Origin of the sequence: Bacillus sp. NP157 (assembly GCA_018889975.1) — a bacterium.
Taxonomy (GTDB): domain Bacteria; phylum Pseudomonadota; class Gammaproteobacteria; order Xanthomonadales; family Rhodanobacteraceae; genus Luteibacter.
Window position 1 is genome coordinate 4,172,369 of record CP076546.1, and the last position, 14,877, is coordinate 4,187,245.

9 protein-coding genes are annotated in these 14,877 nt (G+C 67.8%); 4 read left to right on the forward strand and 5 right to left on the reverse strand.

The annotated features are described in order from the left end of the window. Nucleotides 1-88: 88 nt before the first annotated feature. The 5 genes from thrC to KPL74_18980 form a co-directional block, all read right to left on the reverse strand. Nucleotides 89-1,372 carry a threonine synthase gene (gene thrC, locus KPL74_18960; GenBank protein ID QWT19813.1) on the reverse strand — a complete coding sequence of 428 codons (1,284 nt, stop codon included), beginning with the start codon at nucleotides 1,370-1,372 and terminating at the stop codon, nucleotides 89-91. Between the two features lie 2 nt (nucleotides 1,373-1,374). Continuing rightward, the gene (locus tag KPL74_18965) at nucleotides 1,375-2,331 is read right to left on the reverse strand and encodes a homoserine kinase (GenBank protein QWT19814.1); all 957 of its coding nucleotides are present in this window, start codon (nucleotides 2,329-2,331) and stop codon (nucleotides 1,375-1,377) included. Further along, nucleotides 2,319-3,467 (reverse strand): hypothetical protein, encoded by a 1,149-nt coding sequence (locus KPL74_18970; GenBank protein QWT19815.1) that lies wholly within the window; start codon nucleotides 3,465-3,467, stop codon nucleotides 2,319-2,321. Before KPL74_18970 ends, KPL74_18965 begins: the two co-directional genes overlap by 13 nt. A gap of 307 nt (nucleotides 3,468-3,774) precedes the next feature. Further along, nucleotides 3,775-5,769 (reverse strand): bifunctional 2',3'-cyclic-nucleotide 2'-phosphodiesterase/3'-nucleotidase, encoded by a 1,995-nt coding sequence (locus KPL74_18975; GenBank protein QWT19816.1) that lies wholly within the window; start codon nucleotides 5,767-5,769, stop codon nucleotides 3,775-3,777. A gap of 110 nt (nucleotides 5,770-5,879) precedes the next feature. Further along, on the reverse strand, nucleotides 5,880-7,805 hold the full coding sequence (locus KPL74_18980; GenBank protein QWT19817.1) for an alkaline phosphatase family protein: 1,926 nt from the start codon (nucleotides 7,803-7,805) through the stop codon (nucleotides 5,880-5,882). A 163-nt stretch (nucleotides 7,806-7,968) separates the two neighbouring features. Between KPL74_18980 and KPL74_18985 the strand changes: the two genes are divergently transcribed. From KPL74_18985 to KPL74_19000, 4 genes are all read left to right on the forward strand, one after another. Beyond that, nucleotides 7,969-10,260, forward strand: coding sequence for a TonB-dependent receptor (locus tag KPL74_18985; GenBank protein QWT19818.1), 2,292 nt, complete (start codon nucleotides 7,969-7,971; stop codon nucleotides 10,258-10,260). A gap of 56 nt (nucleotides 10,261-10,316) precedes the next feature. After that, entirely contained in the window at nucleotides 10,317-11,357 is a 1,041-nt protein-coding gene (locus KPL74_18990) for a glycerophosphodiester phosphodiesterase (GenBank protein ID QWT19819.1), read from the forward strand. A gap of 149 nt (nucleotides 11,358-11,506) precedes the next feature. After that, a complete protein-coding gene (locus KPL74_18995; GenBank protein ID QWT19820.1) occupies nucleotides 11,507-13,012 on the forward strand; it encodes an amino acid permease in 1,506 nt (501 codons plus the stop codon). 151 nt (nucleotides 13,013-13,163) lie between these two features. Next, nucleotides 13,164-14,876, forward strand: a complete 1,713-nt coding sequence (locus KPL74_19000) for a ShlB/FhaC/HecB family hemolysin secretion/activation protein (protein QWT19821.1) — start codon at nucleotides 13,164-13,166, stop codon at nucleotides 14,874-14,876. The last annotated feature ends 1 nt before the right edge of the window (nucleotide 14,877 follow it).

Below are 14,877 nucleotides of genomic sequence, written 5' to 3' on the forward strand. Positions count from 1 at the left end.
ACGGGGCTGTCCGTGAGCGCTACGTAGTGACCCGGTCGCGCGCAGGCGCGCTCCTACAACAGCAGGAGCTGGGGGACGTCGTGCGGGGTTAGTGCCAGCTGCGGAGCCAGTCGGCGAACAGGCGGTGGTCGGCGGCCAGGGGGTCGGCCGTCGCTTCGCGCGACAGCATCGCGGCCAGCGCTTCGGGTACCTCGACGTCGCGTCCGATCAGTGGCTCGACGATGGTGTCGAACTTCGCCGGGTGCGCCGTCGCGGCCATCGTCCATGCGCGCATGTCGCCCGCCATGCGGCGTTGTTCGAACACGCGCATGGCCGTGGCGGTGTGCGGGCAGAACACTTCGCCATCGTTGGCGGCGTGCCGGCGGATGACATCGCGGATGCAGGCGTCGTCGACACCGTGTGCGCTGCCGTTGAGGCGTGCCTCGTCTTCCCCACCGAACAGATGGCTCAGCCGTTCGAAGTTGCTCGGCGCGCCGACATCCATCGCGTTGGCGATGGTGGCGATCGCATCACGTGCGCGGTAGGGCTGCCCGGCGAAGAACTCGGGCAGCGTGTCGTTGGCATTGCAGGCGAAGACGACGTCGCCGATCGGCAGGCCGATCGTCCGTGCCCACAGGCAGGCGACGGCGTTGCCGAGGTTACCGGTCGGCACGATCACGTTCATCGGGCCGTCGCTGGCGTGCAGCGCCGCGTGGCCGAAATACGCCATCTGCGGCAGCAGGCGGCCGAGGCTGATGCTGTTCGCCGACGACATCGGCACGTCGGCCTGCAGCGTGGCATCGCCCAGCGCGGCTTTGACCAGCCGCTGGCAGTCGTCGAAGCTGCCTTCCACGCGTAGCGCGCGCACGTTGCCGCCGAAGCTGCCGAGCTGGTGGGCCTGGCGCGGCGACACGCGGTTGTCGGGGTAGAGGATGGCGACGCGCACACCCTCCAGGCCGTGGAATGCCGCGCCGACGGCCGCACCGGTGTCGCCGGAGGTCGCCACCAGGATGGTCAGCGGACGCTCGGCGTCGCGGCGCAGGCGGGTGATGCAGGCCGCGAGGAAACGCGCGCCGAAATCCTTGAACGCCGCCGTGGGTCCATGGAACAGTTCGAGCACGTGCGCACCGTCGATGCGCAGTTCACGGCGCGGCGCCGGATGCGCGAAGGCTTCCGCGCAGATCGCGTCGAGTTCGTCGGCGAGCGCGTCGCCATCGAAGAAGGGCGCAAGCATCGCCGCCGCCGTGCTGGCGAGGTAGCCACCCGGCGCGAGCTTGCCGACACGCGGCATCGATTCGGGAACGTAGAGGCCGCCATCGGGCGCAAGGCCGGCGGCGATGGCGGAGGAAAGACTGGCCGGCGCGGCACCGCCGCGCGTACTCACATAGCGCATCGTCACACCACCCGCGCCGCGGGGCCGTCGACCGGTGCCACGAGGGCGTCGCTGGCGTGGCCGGCGGTGCGGAACGCGGCCTGCATGTCATGCGCCGCGGCCACGGCGGCCGCGCGGTCTTCGAACCAGCCGAACACGCTGGGGCCGGCGCCGGAGATGCTGGCGCCGAGCGCGCCATGGTCGAGTGCCGCCTGCTTCACCTGCGCGAAACCGGGGATCAGCGGCGCCCGGCGCGGTTCGACGAGCACGTCGGCAAGGCCTTCGCGGACGAGCGATGCATCGCCGCGATAGCAGCCGGCGAGGACCAGGGCCAGGTTGGCACTCTGCGCGACGAATTCGCCCAGCGCGTAATGGCCGGCCAATGCCGCGCGTGCCTTGCGGGTTTCCAGCACGACGTGCGGATGGACCAGCGCGCAATGCCATTCCGCCGGCACGGGGATGCGCACGAGGCGGCGATCCGTGGCCAGCACCAGCCCACCGAGCAGCATCGGGCCGAGGTTATCGCCATGCCGGCTGCCGCTGGCCACCACTTCGCCGTCCATCGCGAACGGGTAGAGCGCTTCCCGCGGCAACGGCGCATCGAGCAGCGCGTTGGCGGCGACCACGGCGGCCACGCACGACGCGGCGGAGCCGCCCATGCCCGAGCCGAGCGCGATGCCCTTGTGCAGGGTGAGTTCGAAGCCGAAGGGCAGGTCGAGCGCGCGCTGCATCGACAGCAGTGCGGCGCCCGCGGTGTTCCCGGCCGCGTCGAGCGGCAGGTCGGTCACCACGCCGTGGATGGCCGCGATGCGGACGCCACGCCCGGGGATGCGGCGGACTTCGGCACGGTCGCCGGCACCTTCGACGCAATGGCCGAGGATGTCGAACCCGATGCCGACGTTGCCGACGCTGGCATAGGCCTCGGCCACGGCGACGTCCGCGTGGGCGAGGGGCGAGGTGTCTTCTTTCAGCATGCGCATCGTTTTACTCCCATGGCGCCGGCCACGCGCAGCAGGTCCGTGAAGACCGCCGCCGCGGTGACCTCGGGTCCGGCACCCGGACCCTGCACGACCAGCGCATTATCGCAGTAGCGGCGGGTGGCGAAACGCACGACGTTGTCGGTGAGCTGGCCATGGGCGAAGGCGTGGCTGCGGTCGAGGATGCGTACGCCCACCGCGGCGCCCTCCCGGTCCAGCCGGGCCACGTGGCGCAGCACGCCGCCCGCGGCCCGTGCGCTGGCGAGGAGCGCGGCCATCGGCGCGTCCATCGCCGGCAGGGCCTGCATGAAATCGTCGCGGTCCAGCGATGCCAGCTCCGCGGGTACCAGGCTCTCCACGGCCACGTCGTCCAGCGAAAGGGCCACGCCGGCCTCGCGGGCGAGGATCACCAGCTTGCGGGCGACATCCATGCCGGACAGGTCGTCGCGCGGATCGGGCTCGGTGTAGCCGAGGTCGTGCGCCTCGCGGACCAGCTGGGAGAACGGCACCGAGCCGTCGAAGCGGTTGAACAGCCAGGCCAGCGTGCCGGAAAGCATGCCTTCCACGGCCTGCAGCTCGTCGCCGGTGTCGATCAGGTCGCGCAAGGTCTGCACCACCGGCAGGCCCGCGCCCACGGTGCCTTCGTAGTGCAGGCGGGCGCCGCTGGCGTCGGAGGCGCGGGCGATGGCGTGCCAGCGGTCGAGGCAGCCACTGGCCGCGCGTTTGTTCGGGGTCACGACGTGGATGCCGGCCGACAGCCAGTCGGCGTAGTGGTCGGCGACCTTGTCGCTGGCCGTACAGTCGGCCAGGACGGCGGCTTCGCCACGGTGCCCGGCGACATAGGCCGCGAACTCGTCCAGCGCCGCCGGCCGCCAGGTCTGGGCGCCGCCGAGGCGGCCGTTCAGGGCCTCGTCGTCGCAGTCGAGCCACATGTGCCGGCTGTCGCTGACGGCGCGCAGGCGCAGTTCCAGCCGGCAATCCTGCAGGAGGCGCGGCGCCGCGTGGCGCAGTTGCTGGAGGAAGGCGCTGCCGACCTTGCCCGGCCCGATCACGCCGACATTGACGACGAGCGGGGCCGTGGCCGCACGCAGGGGCGCGGCACGCAGGAAGGAGCGGGGTAAAGCGACGGCGATGGACACGGTAAAGCCTCCGGTAGAGGCCCGTCATTCCACGTCAGGGGGGATTTCGGCTGTGGATCCCGGCGCCGGTCCCGTCCTGCGGGAGGTCGGGGCCGGCAGCGACATGGAACCTAAGCGCGCGCGGACTCCGATCCTCCGACCGTAGTGGTCGTGGTGGTAGTCGTCGTCGCGGTAATCATGGACGCCAGTGCGCCGGCCACGAAGGTGGCCGGGGTGGAACGCAGCACGGGCGCGTTGGGATGCATGGCCCGACGTTAGGCCGCCGTTATGCGGCGTGTCAAGCGCCGCGACGGCATATGCCCGTGCCTTACCGTTTGGACAGGTCGATCGCGTAGACGGCCGTGCCGTCGCCGTTGTCCTTGAGCTGGGTGATGTGCAGGCCGAGGGCTTTGGCGATGTCTTCCTTGCCGGAGGCGGCGGTGAACGTCACCGGGCCCTTCGTCTTCACCGGCACGAACGACCACGAGCGCTTGTCGACGTCCTTCGCCGTGACCGTCTTCTTCGCCTGGATCCACTTGATGACGACTTCGCGGTTGCCGTCCGGTGCGTTGAGCACCACCGAATCACCGTTCATGCCCGGGAACTCGCCGCCGCCGTTGGCGCGGTAGCTGTTGGTCACGACGATGAAGGGCTGGCCATCCTTCACCGGCTTGCCCTTGTAGCGCAGGTTGCCGATGCGCTGGCCTTCCGGCTTGCTGATGTCGATCGTGTAGGTGAGGCCACCCTGCATCTGGTCGAAGTTGTACGGCACGAGCTTGCCGGTGAGTGCCTGCTCGCCGTCCTTCGACGGGTCGATCTGGTTGAAGCGCGTCGCGGACTTCTCCAGCCATGCCTTCACGCCGGCGCCGTCGATCTTCACCGCCGCCAGCGTGTTCGGATAGAAGTACAGGTCGGCCGCGTTGCGGATCGTCATCGGCCCTTTGGCGACGTCGGTGTAGTCATCCGGGCCGCCGAAGCCGGTGCGGAAGGCGGACGCCGCGGAGATCACTGGCACGTCCTTCAGGTCCGGCCGCGAACGGGCGAGTTCGTCGCGGGCGTAGTCGATCTGCGCCGCATTGACGATGGCCAGCGCGCTCATGTTGCCTTCGTCGGCGAAGTAGCTGCTCAGCTGGTGGTCGGTCGCGCCGATCGGCGTGTTGACGTAGGCGATCGCGGCATCGTGCGCTTCCTTCACGATCGGCGCGATGGTCGGGTCCGCCGCCACGCATTCGTTTTTCTTCGGGCAGATCGGACGCACTTCGCTGTGGCTCTTGTCCTTCTGCACCACCCAGCGGTCACCCTCGCGCGTGAGCGAAAGGTTGATGACGCCGAGGTCCTTGCCGAAGAAGCCGCCCATCACCGCGGGCACGCCACGGACGATGCCGCGCTTCGCGTCCACGTCCTTCATGCCGGCGTAGCGCGGCCCGGGGAATTCGGTGTGCGAATGGCCGAGCAGCAGCGCGTCGATGCCCGGCACGCCGGCGAGGTACCAGCCACCGTTCTCCATCTGCGGCGTGTACGGCGCCGTGTTCAGGCCACCGTGCAGGATCGCGACGACGAGGTCGGGGTGCTGTGCCTGGATCTCGGGCATGTATTTCTGCGCGGCTTCGACCACGCCGGTCACGGTGACCTTGCCCTGCAGGTTGCGCTTGTCCCAGTCCAGGATCGGCGGCGGGGTGAAGCCGACGATCGCGATGCGCAGGGTGGTCGGCACGTCCTTGCCGTTCGCATCCTTCGCGTTGACCGTCTTGGTGACGATGGTCCACGGCTTGAAGATCGGCTGGTTGTCACGCGCGCTGTAGACGTTCGACAGCACCAGCGGGAACTTCGGGCCAGCGCACTGCTTCGGGGTGACGCCATCGACGTTCATCGCGGTGTTGGTCACCTGGGCGAGGAACGGCAGGCCGTAGTTGAACTCGTGGTTGCCGGCCGTGCCGCCGTCGTAACCGACGCTGTCCATCGCGGCGTAGATGCCCAGCTCGGTGTCGCAGCCGATCGGCTTCACCAGCGCCTGGTAGTCGGCGAGCACGCTGCCCTGGATGGTGTCGCCGCTGTCGAACAGCACGGTGTTCGGGAATTCCTTGCGTGCCTGGCGGATCAGCGTGGCGACCCGCTCGTAACCGAGCGACGGGTCGTCCTTCTGCTTGTAGTAGTCGTACGAGAGGATGTTCGAGTGGACGTCGGTGGTCTCGAGGATCGCGAGGTCGAGCGTCATGCCGTTGCTGGCGCGGGCGGCGGCCTTGCCGGCGTGGTCGGCGGGCGTGCTGGCGCACGCAGCAAGCAGGGCGGCCGAAAGCGAGGCCAGCGCGAGGGGCTTGAACATCATCAGGTCCGTTTATCGTTCGATCAGGAGGCGCAAGCTAGCAGAAAACCCATGACCGCCGCTGCCCCGCCAGCCCCGCCCCAACACGGGCGATGGCGGCATTCAGGGGATCAGGGGCTGCGCTCGGCCCTGGCCTGGTCGAAGTACGTATACGTCTTGCCGTTATCGGTCAGCTGTTTGGTCTTCAGCACGAACCGATACGTGCTTCGCCCCATCGGCGTGCCGTCCACCCGGCGCACGTCCAGCCCCGTGGCGGCATCGGTCGCGATGTCGACGGGCCTTGCCGACAGCCCCTTGTCGTCCCGCCCTTCGAGCCCTTCGCGCAGCACCCGGCCGTCTGCTTTGGCGAGGTCCAGGCCGAGCACCGCCGCCAGCGTCGGCGCAAGGTCGACGTTGCCGCTCGGCAGTTCGCTGCGCAGGTTTTTGCGGAAATCGGGGCCGCTCATCAGCAGCGTGTTGTGCACGTCCACCGGGCTGAAACTGCCGTGCATCCCGCGCTCGTTGCTCATGCTGGTGTACACCGTGCCGCGGAATCCCTGGACCATGGCATCCGGATCGAAGTCGTAGCTGGCGACGATGTCCGGGGCGCGCTGGTTCGCAAGATGCACGGCGGCCAGCGGTAGCGTGCCGGGGATCTTGCCGTAGCGCGCATCGACGAAGATCGCACCGACCATCTCGCGCGACTGCAGGAAACGCACGGCCTTCCCGACCAGCGCGCGATCGTGCGAGGGCAGGTAGAGGTACTCGCTGCCGCCGTTCGGCGCGATCACGAAGGCATTCTTCGGCAGCTCGGCCGGCACCTTGTACGAAGGCGTCGTATACGGACCGGGCTTGCCGCAGACGCGCCCATCGTCGTCGTAGCGCGTCGGGTGCAGCAGCGTCCCGTCACCGCGGACACCGGCCATCACCGGCGCGTAGATGCAGCCGAAGCCGTCGAAGGCGGTGAAGCCCGCCGCGCTCATCTCGTCGGCGAGGCGGATGGCGCCGGATACCGAGAAGCCCCATTCGCCGTCCGGCTTGCCGACCCGTCCATCGGCGATCTGGCGCAGCGGGAACAGGTCGCGGGGACCGGCGACGTTGCTGTGCGCATGGTCCGACACGATGACCAGGTCGGTATCGCCGTCCATGCCGAGCGCCTTCAGCTTCGCCTGCAGCTCGCCGAGCAACGCATCCTGCGCGCGCAGGGCGAGATGGAAATTGGGCGAGCCCACGCCGTACTGGTGTTCGGTCGAATCCGGGTTGCGCAGCCAGACGAAGCTGAGGTCGGGCTTCTCCACGGGCAAGATGTACTCGAGGAAGGCCTTCATCAGGTAGGCATTGGAAGCACTGGGCGGGGCGCCGGCACCATCGGAAGCATCCGACGTGCTGCCATCCTTCAGCGTCACCAGCGGCAACTGCGCGGTCGGGGTGCCGTTGTCCGGCTCCAGGTGGAAGTGGTCGGGGTCGTAGGCATGCACCGTGTTCGCGGGCAGCGCGAATCCGGCCTTCGCCAGCTTCTGGGCGAACGCCAGCGGCAGCGCCACGTTCTCGTCGAGGATGGTGCCGCCCTCGTGGATGTCCTGCAGGAACGCCGGGCCGGACTTGCCCACCACGGCCGTCTTCAGGCCCTTCTTCCGCGCACGTTCCAGCAGCGTCGGTGCCTGCAGCAGGTCATGGTGCCAGTGGTCGTCGAGGGCACGCAGCACGGCGTAGTCTTCGGTGTAGATCGGTGCCGCGAAGTCGCTGGGCACGCCCTTGGCGTCGAAGCCACTGGCCCCCGGCGCCCAGAAGCGGTTGCCGAAGAAGCCGATCGTGCCCGGGAACGAACCGGTGGCGAAGCTCGATGCGTTGACCATCGTGAAGGTCGGATACGTCGCGTGGTTATCCGCGAAGAACGTGCCCTGCCGGGCCAGGGCGGCCAGGTTCGGGGTGTCGTCTTCGCTGATCGCGTCGGGCCGCATGCCATCCCAGACAAAGACGATGACCCGATGGGCGGCGTGGGCTTGCAGCGCGGTGGCAAGCAGGATCAGGGCGGTCAGGCGGCGACGCAGCGACATGGGCAGGTCCTTACGGGGTGCGCCATTGTTGGGCCCAAGTGTTGCAGTTTTTCGCAACATGAGACGGCGGTCACTCTTCGAAGGATCCGGCTGTCGTCGTAAGAAAACGTAAACATCGCACCTGCACGCTCGTCGGCTTCCCTGATGTCGAGCTCCCCCATCGATGAAGCACGCGCGCACTGTCCTGTTCCTCGCCCTCACCGGCGCGATCGCCGCCACGGCCCACGCCGACGACGCCCCGCCGCCGAAAACCCAAGACCTGGAAACGGTCTCGGTGATCGGCCAGGGCGAGACCCGCCAGGTGCAGCGCATCGTGCCGGACGACGAGAAAGTGCTCCCGCCGGGCACCAGTCCGCAAAAGATCCTCAATCGCCTGCCCGGTGTCAGCGTGCAGTCCAACGATGCCTTCGGTGCCAACGAGGAATCGCAGAGCATCACGCTGCGCGGCTTCAACACCACCCGCCTGGGCTACACGCTGGACGGCCTGCCGCTGGGTGACAACGCCTATGGCAACTACAACGGCCTGAACATCTCGCGCGCGCTGATCGCCGAGAACATGTCCACGGTCGAACTCTCCGAGGGCATTGGCGCGCTGGGTACGGCATCCACCAGCAACCTCGGCGGCACCATCCAGTATTTCTCGGCCGATCCGTCGACGAAGTTCGGTGGCAAGGTCGCGCAGACCTTCGGCAGCGACCACAACCGCCGTACCTACGCGCGCATCGACACCGGCGATTACAAGGGCTTCTCCATGTATCTCTCCGGCGTGCACGCCGGCGCGGACATGTGGGCGCAGCCGAACTCGCCGACCGACACCAAACAGTTCAACGGCAAGGCGGTGTACGAGTTCGGCAATGGCAATCGGATCACCGGCTTCGCCGATACCTCGCGGACCAGCCAGGCCGACTACGCGTATCTGTCGAAGAGCGGCATGAAGCGTGGGTTGGGCTGGGACTGGAACCTGTACGCGCCGGACTGGAACCGCGCCCTCGCCGCGGCCTACTGCGCCCCCGCGTACACGATCGGCGGCGTGAAGGATCCGCGCTGCGGCTTCTCCGGTGGCGTCGACAACATCGACGATGCCTATTACCAGAGCCGCGCCTTGCGCCGCGATGATCTCTATTACATCGCCGGCGACTTCACCGTTGCCGACAGCGGCACCCTGCATACGCAGGTCTACCATCACGAGAACGCGGGGCAGGGCCACTGGTGGTCGCCGGGCCAGAAGTCGTTCCCGGGCACGCCCGAGGAACTGCCGATCAGCATCCGCAGCACGAACTACACGATCAACCGCAACGGCGCGATCGCGTCGCTGGCCTGGGACTTTGGCACCCACCATGTCGAAGGCGGCGTGTGGTACGAACAGAACGACCACCACGTCGAACGCAATTTCTATTACATCGACGGCCCCGTCAGCGATAAGTACTACCTGCAGGATCCGGACCGCCAGCTGTTCGCGCAGGACTACACCATCACGACGAAACAGGCTTACCTGCAGGACAGCTTCAAGGCGTTCGACGACCGGTTGTCCGTCGATGTCGGCGTGAAGAGCCCGCACACCACGATGAAGGCGGTCGAGCTGCCCGGCGTGGAAAGCCCCTACGCCACCGGCACGCTGAAGGCGCAGAAGTCGTTGCTGCCGCAGGCCGGCCTGGCCTGGAAGCTGGCGCCGGGCCAGGAGTTGTTCCTTTCCTATGCGAAGAACATCGCCTCGTTCCAGGGCGGCGGCGCGGGTGGCCCGCAGTCGGTGTCGCAGGCGGCGTTCGATGGCACCCGGTCGAGCCTGAAGCCGGAGCAGTCGCGCAGCATCGACGGCGGCTTCCGCAGCGTCGGCTCGTTCTACGAGGGCTCGGTCGCGTTGTACGACGTGAAGTTCGACAACCGGCTGCTCTCGCTCAATCCCTGCCCGAGCATCGAGGTGGGCACGCGGCCGGAGTGCAACACGGCGTTCGTCAACGTCGGCTCGGTCAGCAGCCGCGGCGCGGAGTTCACCTTCATCTGGAAGCCCCTCAAGGGGTTCCAGTGGTACAACTCGGCGTCGTTCAATCGTTCGAAGTACGATGACAACTACGTGGCCAACGGCGTGGTGGTTCCGGTGAAGGACAAGACGACGGTGGATACGCCCAAGCGGATGTTCGCCAGCGAGGTGAGCTACACCACGGGGCCGTGGTCGGCCAGCCTGCGCGGCAAGTACACCGGCAAGCGCTACTACACGTACACCAATGACCAGGGCGTGGCCGGCGCGACCTCGTTCGACTTCGGCGCGAGCTACGACTTCGGTGCGCTTGGCGAGCTGAAGGCGCTGACGCTGGCGCTGAACGTCACCAACCTGACCGACCATCGCTACGCCACCAACCTGACCGCGTTCGCGGCGACGGATCCGCAGGGCCGGGCCCTGGCGTTCCATGCCAGCGCGCCGCGGCAGAGCTTCGTGACCCTGTCGGCGGACTTCTGATGAAGGCAACGGCGCTATCCTTCGGCATCCTTGCCTTGTTGAGCGGAGCCCTGCCGATGACCGTGGAAGCCCAGGCCGCCCGGCCGATCGCCGCGAAAGGGCTGGTGATCGGCCATCGCGGGGCCAGCGCCCTGCGCCCGGAACACACGCTGGCCTCGTATGCCTTGGCCATCCGCGACGGGGCCGATTTCATCGAGCCGGACCTGGTGTCGACGAAGGATGGCGTCCTGGTCGTCCGCCACGAGAACGAGATCGGCGGCACCACGGACGTGGCCGCACATCCCGAGTTCGCCTCGCGCAAGACGACGAAGACCGTCGACGGCGTACAGGTCACCGGCTGGTTCACCGAGGATTTCACCCTCGCGGAACTGAAGACCCTGCGCGCACGTGAGCGCCTGGCCGATATCCGCAAGGCGAACACCGCCTTCGATGGACAGTTCACCGTGCCGACCTTCGACGAGATGATCGAGTTCGTGGCGGCCGAGGCCTCGGCGCGCGGGAAGGTGCTGGGCATCATTCCGGAGATCAAGCATTCGACGTACTTCCGTGGCGTGGGCCTGCCGATGGAAGACAAGGTGCTGGCGACCCTGGCCGCGCATGCCTATACCCGCACGGCCCCGGTGGAGATCCAGTCGTTCGAGGTGGGTAACCTGAAGTACCTGCGCGGCAAGCTGGGCAAGGACCACCCGAACATCCGCCTGCTGCAGCTGATGGAGGCCGGGGAGGAGCGCCCGGCCGACCAGCCCTCGCTCACCTACGCGCAGATGATGACGCCCGCGGGCCTCAAGGCCATCCGCGGCTACGCCGACGCCATCGGCCCGTCCACCCGCAGCATCATCCCGCTGGGCAAGGACGGGAAGCTGGCCCCCGTGGCGCCCCTTGTCCACGACGCCCACGCGGCCGGCCTGGAGGTGCATCCGTACACCTTCCGCCCCGAGAACCACTTCCTGGCGGCGGATTTCCGCAACGGGGCGGGCGATGCGGCCCGCAACGAGGCAGGCTCGGTCGCCGAGATTCGCGCCTATATCGCCACCGGCATCGATGCCTTCTTCACCGACGACCCCGCCCTCGGCCGCCAGGCCCTAGACACCCCGTAGGAGCGCGCCTGCGCGCGATAACCAGCCCGCGACCCACCCCATCGCGCGCAGGCGCGCCCCACGGGCCCGCGCCTGTGGGGGCCCACAGCGACACACCCCCACCCAGCCCGCTATGATCCGCGGTCATTTGCCACACCCCGGATTGCCCCATGTCGCTAGCCAGGTTCCTTCGCCATAAGTCGGTCGAGCAGTTGCAGGCGGAAGTCGGCAAGCGATCGGATTTCCGCCGCGTGCTGGGCCTGTGGCAGCTCACCGCCATCGGCATCGGCGGCATCATCGGCGTGGGCATCTTCGTCCTGGCCGGCCAGCAGGCCGCCATGAACGCGGGCCCGGCGGTGGCCCTCAGCTTCATCATCGCCGGCCTGGGCAGCGCCTGCGCCGCGCTGTGCTACGCGGAATTCGCCGGGCTCATTCCCGTCACCGGCAGCGCCTACACCTACGGATACGCGGTGCTCGGCGAGGGCGCGGCGTGGATCATCGGCTGGGATCTCTTGCTCGAATACGCCCTGGTGGTGGCGGTGGTCGCCATCGGCTGGTCGGGCTACGTGCAGGTGTTGCTGGCCACGGCGGGCGTGCACCTGCCGGAGTGGGCGCAGAAGAGCATGAGCGCCGACACCATGAAGTACTACTGGCAGCACGCGGTGGGCTCGCTCGGCGTCAGCTTCGCGAACCCCGTGCCGGCGCCGACGGACGGCCATCGTTTCAACATCATCGCCGCGGGCATCTCGCTGCTGGTGGCGATCATGCTCTCGGTGCGTACCGAGTGGGGCGCGCGCCTCAACACGCTCATCGTCACCATCAAGGTGATCGGGGTGGCGCTGGTCATCGGCGTCGGCGCGTTCTTCATCAACACCGCCAACTGGCATCCGTTCATCCCCGAGCGCGTCTTCGACGACAAGGGCATGAGCCACTTCGGCTGGCACGGCGTGCTCACGGGCGCATCGGTGGTGTTCTTCGCCGTGTTCGGTTACGACACACTGACCACCGCCGCCGAGGAGGCGAAGGACCCGCAGCGTGACCTGCCGCGCGCGGTGTTGCTCTCGCTCGCCGTCGCCATGGTGCTCTACATCGCCGTCTCGCTCGTGCTCACCGGCATCGTGCCGTACAGCTCGCTGGGTGGCGAGGCCTCGGTGTCCGACGCCTTCAACGCGATCGGCCTGCCGTGGATCAGCAACATCATCGCCGTCGCCGCCGTTATCGGCGTGGTGAGCGTGCTGTTCGCCTTCATGCTCGGCGCCGCGCGGATCTGGTTCGCCCTGTCGCGCGATGGCCTGTTGCCGGCCTGGTTCTCGAAGGTGCATCCCCGCTTCGGTACGCCGGCGCGTCCGACGATGATCCTCGGCGGATTCACCGCCATCGTGTCGGGCCTGCTGCCGATCGGCGAAGTGGCCGAGCTGGTCAATATCGGCACGCTCAGCGCGTTTATTCTCATCTGCGCCTCGGTCCTGGTGCTGCGCGTGCGCCGGCCCGGACTGCACCGCAACTTCCGCACGCCGGCCGTGTGGTTCACCGCGCCGCTGGGCATCGTGTTCTCGCTGGCGCTGATCTATGGATTGCCGTGGATCACCTTCGAACGGTTCGCGGTGTGGATGGTGATTGGTCTCATTGTCTACTTCGCTTATGGCGCGCGGCATAGCCGGCTCAATGACCAATAATCTCATTCGTATCTAAGGTTTCCCCTACAAGCGTCGGGCAAAAATCCGGCACGTTTTTCAGAATCCTTCTACTGCGTAGCGCCCTGCGGCACTCATAACATTCCCTGGCACGGAAGCACTTCGACCCGAAGTGATCGCGGCCAGGGACGTTATGAGCAACAGGCACTACATCGCCAACACCCGATGCGGCCTCGCATCGATGGCCTGTGCGGCTGCGGTGCTCGCCGGTGCATCGTCTCCTGTCGGCGCCGTGGCGCTGGAGGACATCGACACCCAGGAGCGTCGCGCTCGCACCCAGCGTGAAGCAAAGTCGCGCGACGACCAGCGTGCCCAGCCGGCCGTTCGGCTGGGCAGCGCGCCGCCTGCGGACTTCCACCGCACCGACCTGCCTGTCGAAAACGAATGCTTCCGCATCGACGCCATCGTCCTGGATGGTTTCCCGGGGCGCGCGTTCGACTTCGCGCGGCGCTATCTGCGCGCGTACGTCGGTCGCTGCATGGGCCACGACGGCATCAACCTCGTCGTCCGCCGCGTATCCGACCTGATCATCGATCGTGGGTATGTCACCACGCGTGTCGGCCTTGCGCCGCAGGATATCCATTCGGGTGTCCTGCGAATCACCCTGGTCCCCGCTACCGTGCGTGCCGTTCGCTTCGCACCGGGCTCGGCAAGCGGGTTCTGGCGCACGGCCCTGCCGTCGCGGGTCGGTGGCTTGCTCAACCTGCGCGACATCGAGCAGGGGCTGGAGCAATTCAAGCGCGTGCCGTCGCAGGACGTCACCATCGATATCGCCCCGGGTGACGTCCCGGGCGAGTCCGACCTGGTGGTGTCGATCGCGCGCACGCGGCCCTGGCATGTCGTCGCGACGCTGGACGATACCGGCTCGCGCGCCACGGGCCGGCTGCAGGGCGGCCTCCAGCTCGGGCTGGACAATCCGCTGCGCATCAACGACGTGCTCACGCTGGGCTACAACCACGATGTCGGTCGGAGTAGGGGGCACGGTACGCGCGGCAACAGCGCGAACTACGCCGTGCCGCTCGGCAATGGCTCGGCCAGCATCAGCCTCTACGACTACCACTACCACCAGACGGTAACGGGCTCGCAGCAGGCCTTCCTGTCGAGCGGCAAGTCGCGTTCCGTCGATCTCACCCTGCAGCGACTGTTGCACCGCACGGCGTACGGGAAGACCTCGCTGGAGTTGCGCGTCGGCAAGCGCCTCGCGCACAACTTCATCGAAGGCACGGAACTGGTGAGCCAGCAGCGGCATGTCGCCACGGCCGAGCTGGCGCTGGTGCAGCGGCAGTTCGTGGGGCGTGCGCAGGTCGACCTGCGCATCGCGCGCCGGCAGGGCCTGCATGCGCTCGGCGGACAGCGCGATGCCGCGAACCTGCCGGCGGGCTATCCCACCTTCCAGTACCGCATGGGCATTCTCGATGCCTCGCTCTCGCTGCCCTTCAGCGTGGGCGGCGCGCCACTGCAGTGGACCAGTGAACTGCGGGCACAACGCAGCGGCGACGTGCTGTACGCGTCCGAGTTCATCACCGTCGGCGGTCGCTACAGCGTGCGCGGGTTCGATGGCGAGCAGAACCTGGCCGGCGAAAAGGGCTGGTACTGGCGCAACACGCTGAGTGCTCCGCTCGGTTCGCTGCCCGTGGCCGTCTACCTCGGCATCGATGGCGGCCACGTCGGTGGTCCCAGCATCAAGGCGCTACCGGACAAGACGCTTCGCGGCGCATTCGCCGGCGTGCGTGGCGGGGCGGGTCCCCTGAACGTCGATTTTTTTGCCGGGTGGGCGGGCAAGGGCGGTCGCGCCCTGCAGACCGTGCGCCCTGCGACGGGCTTCCAGCTCGTCTATCAGTACTGAA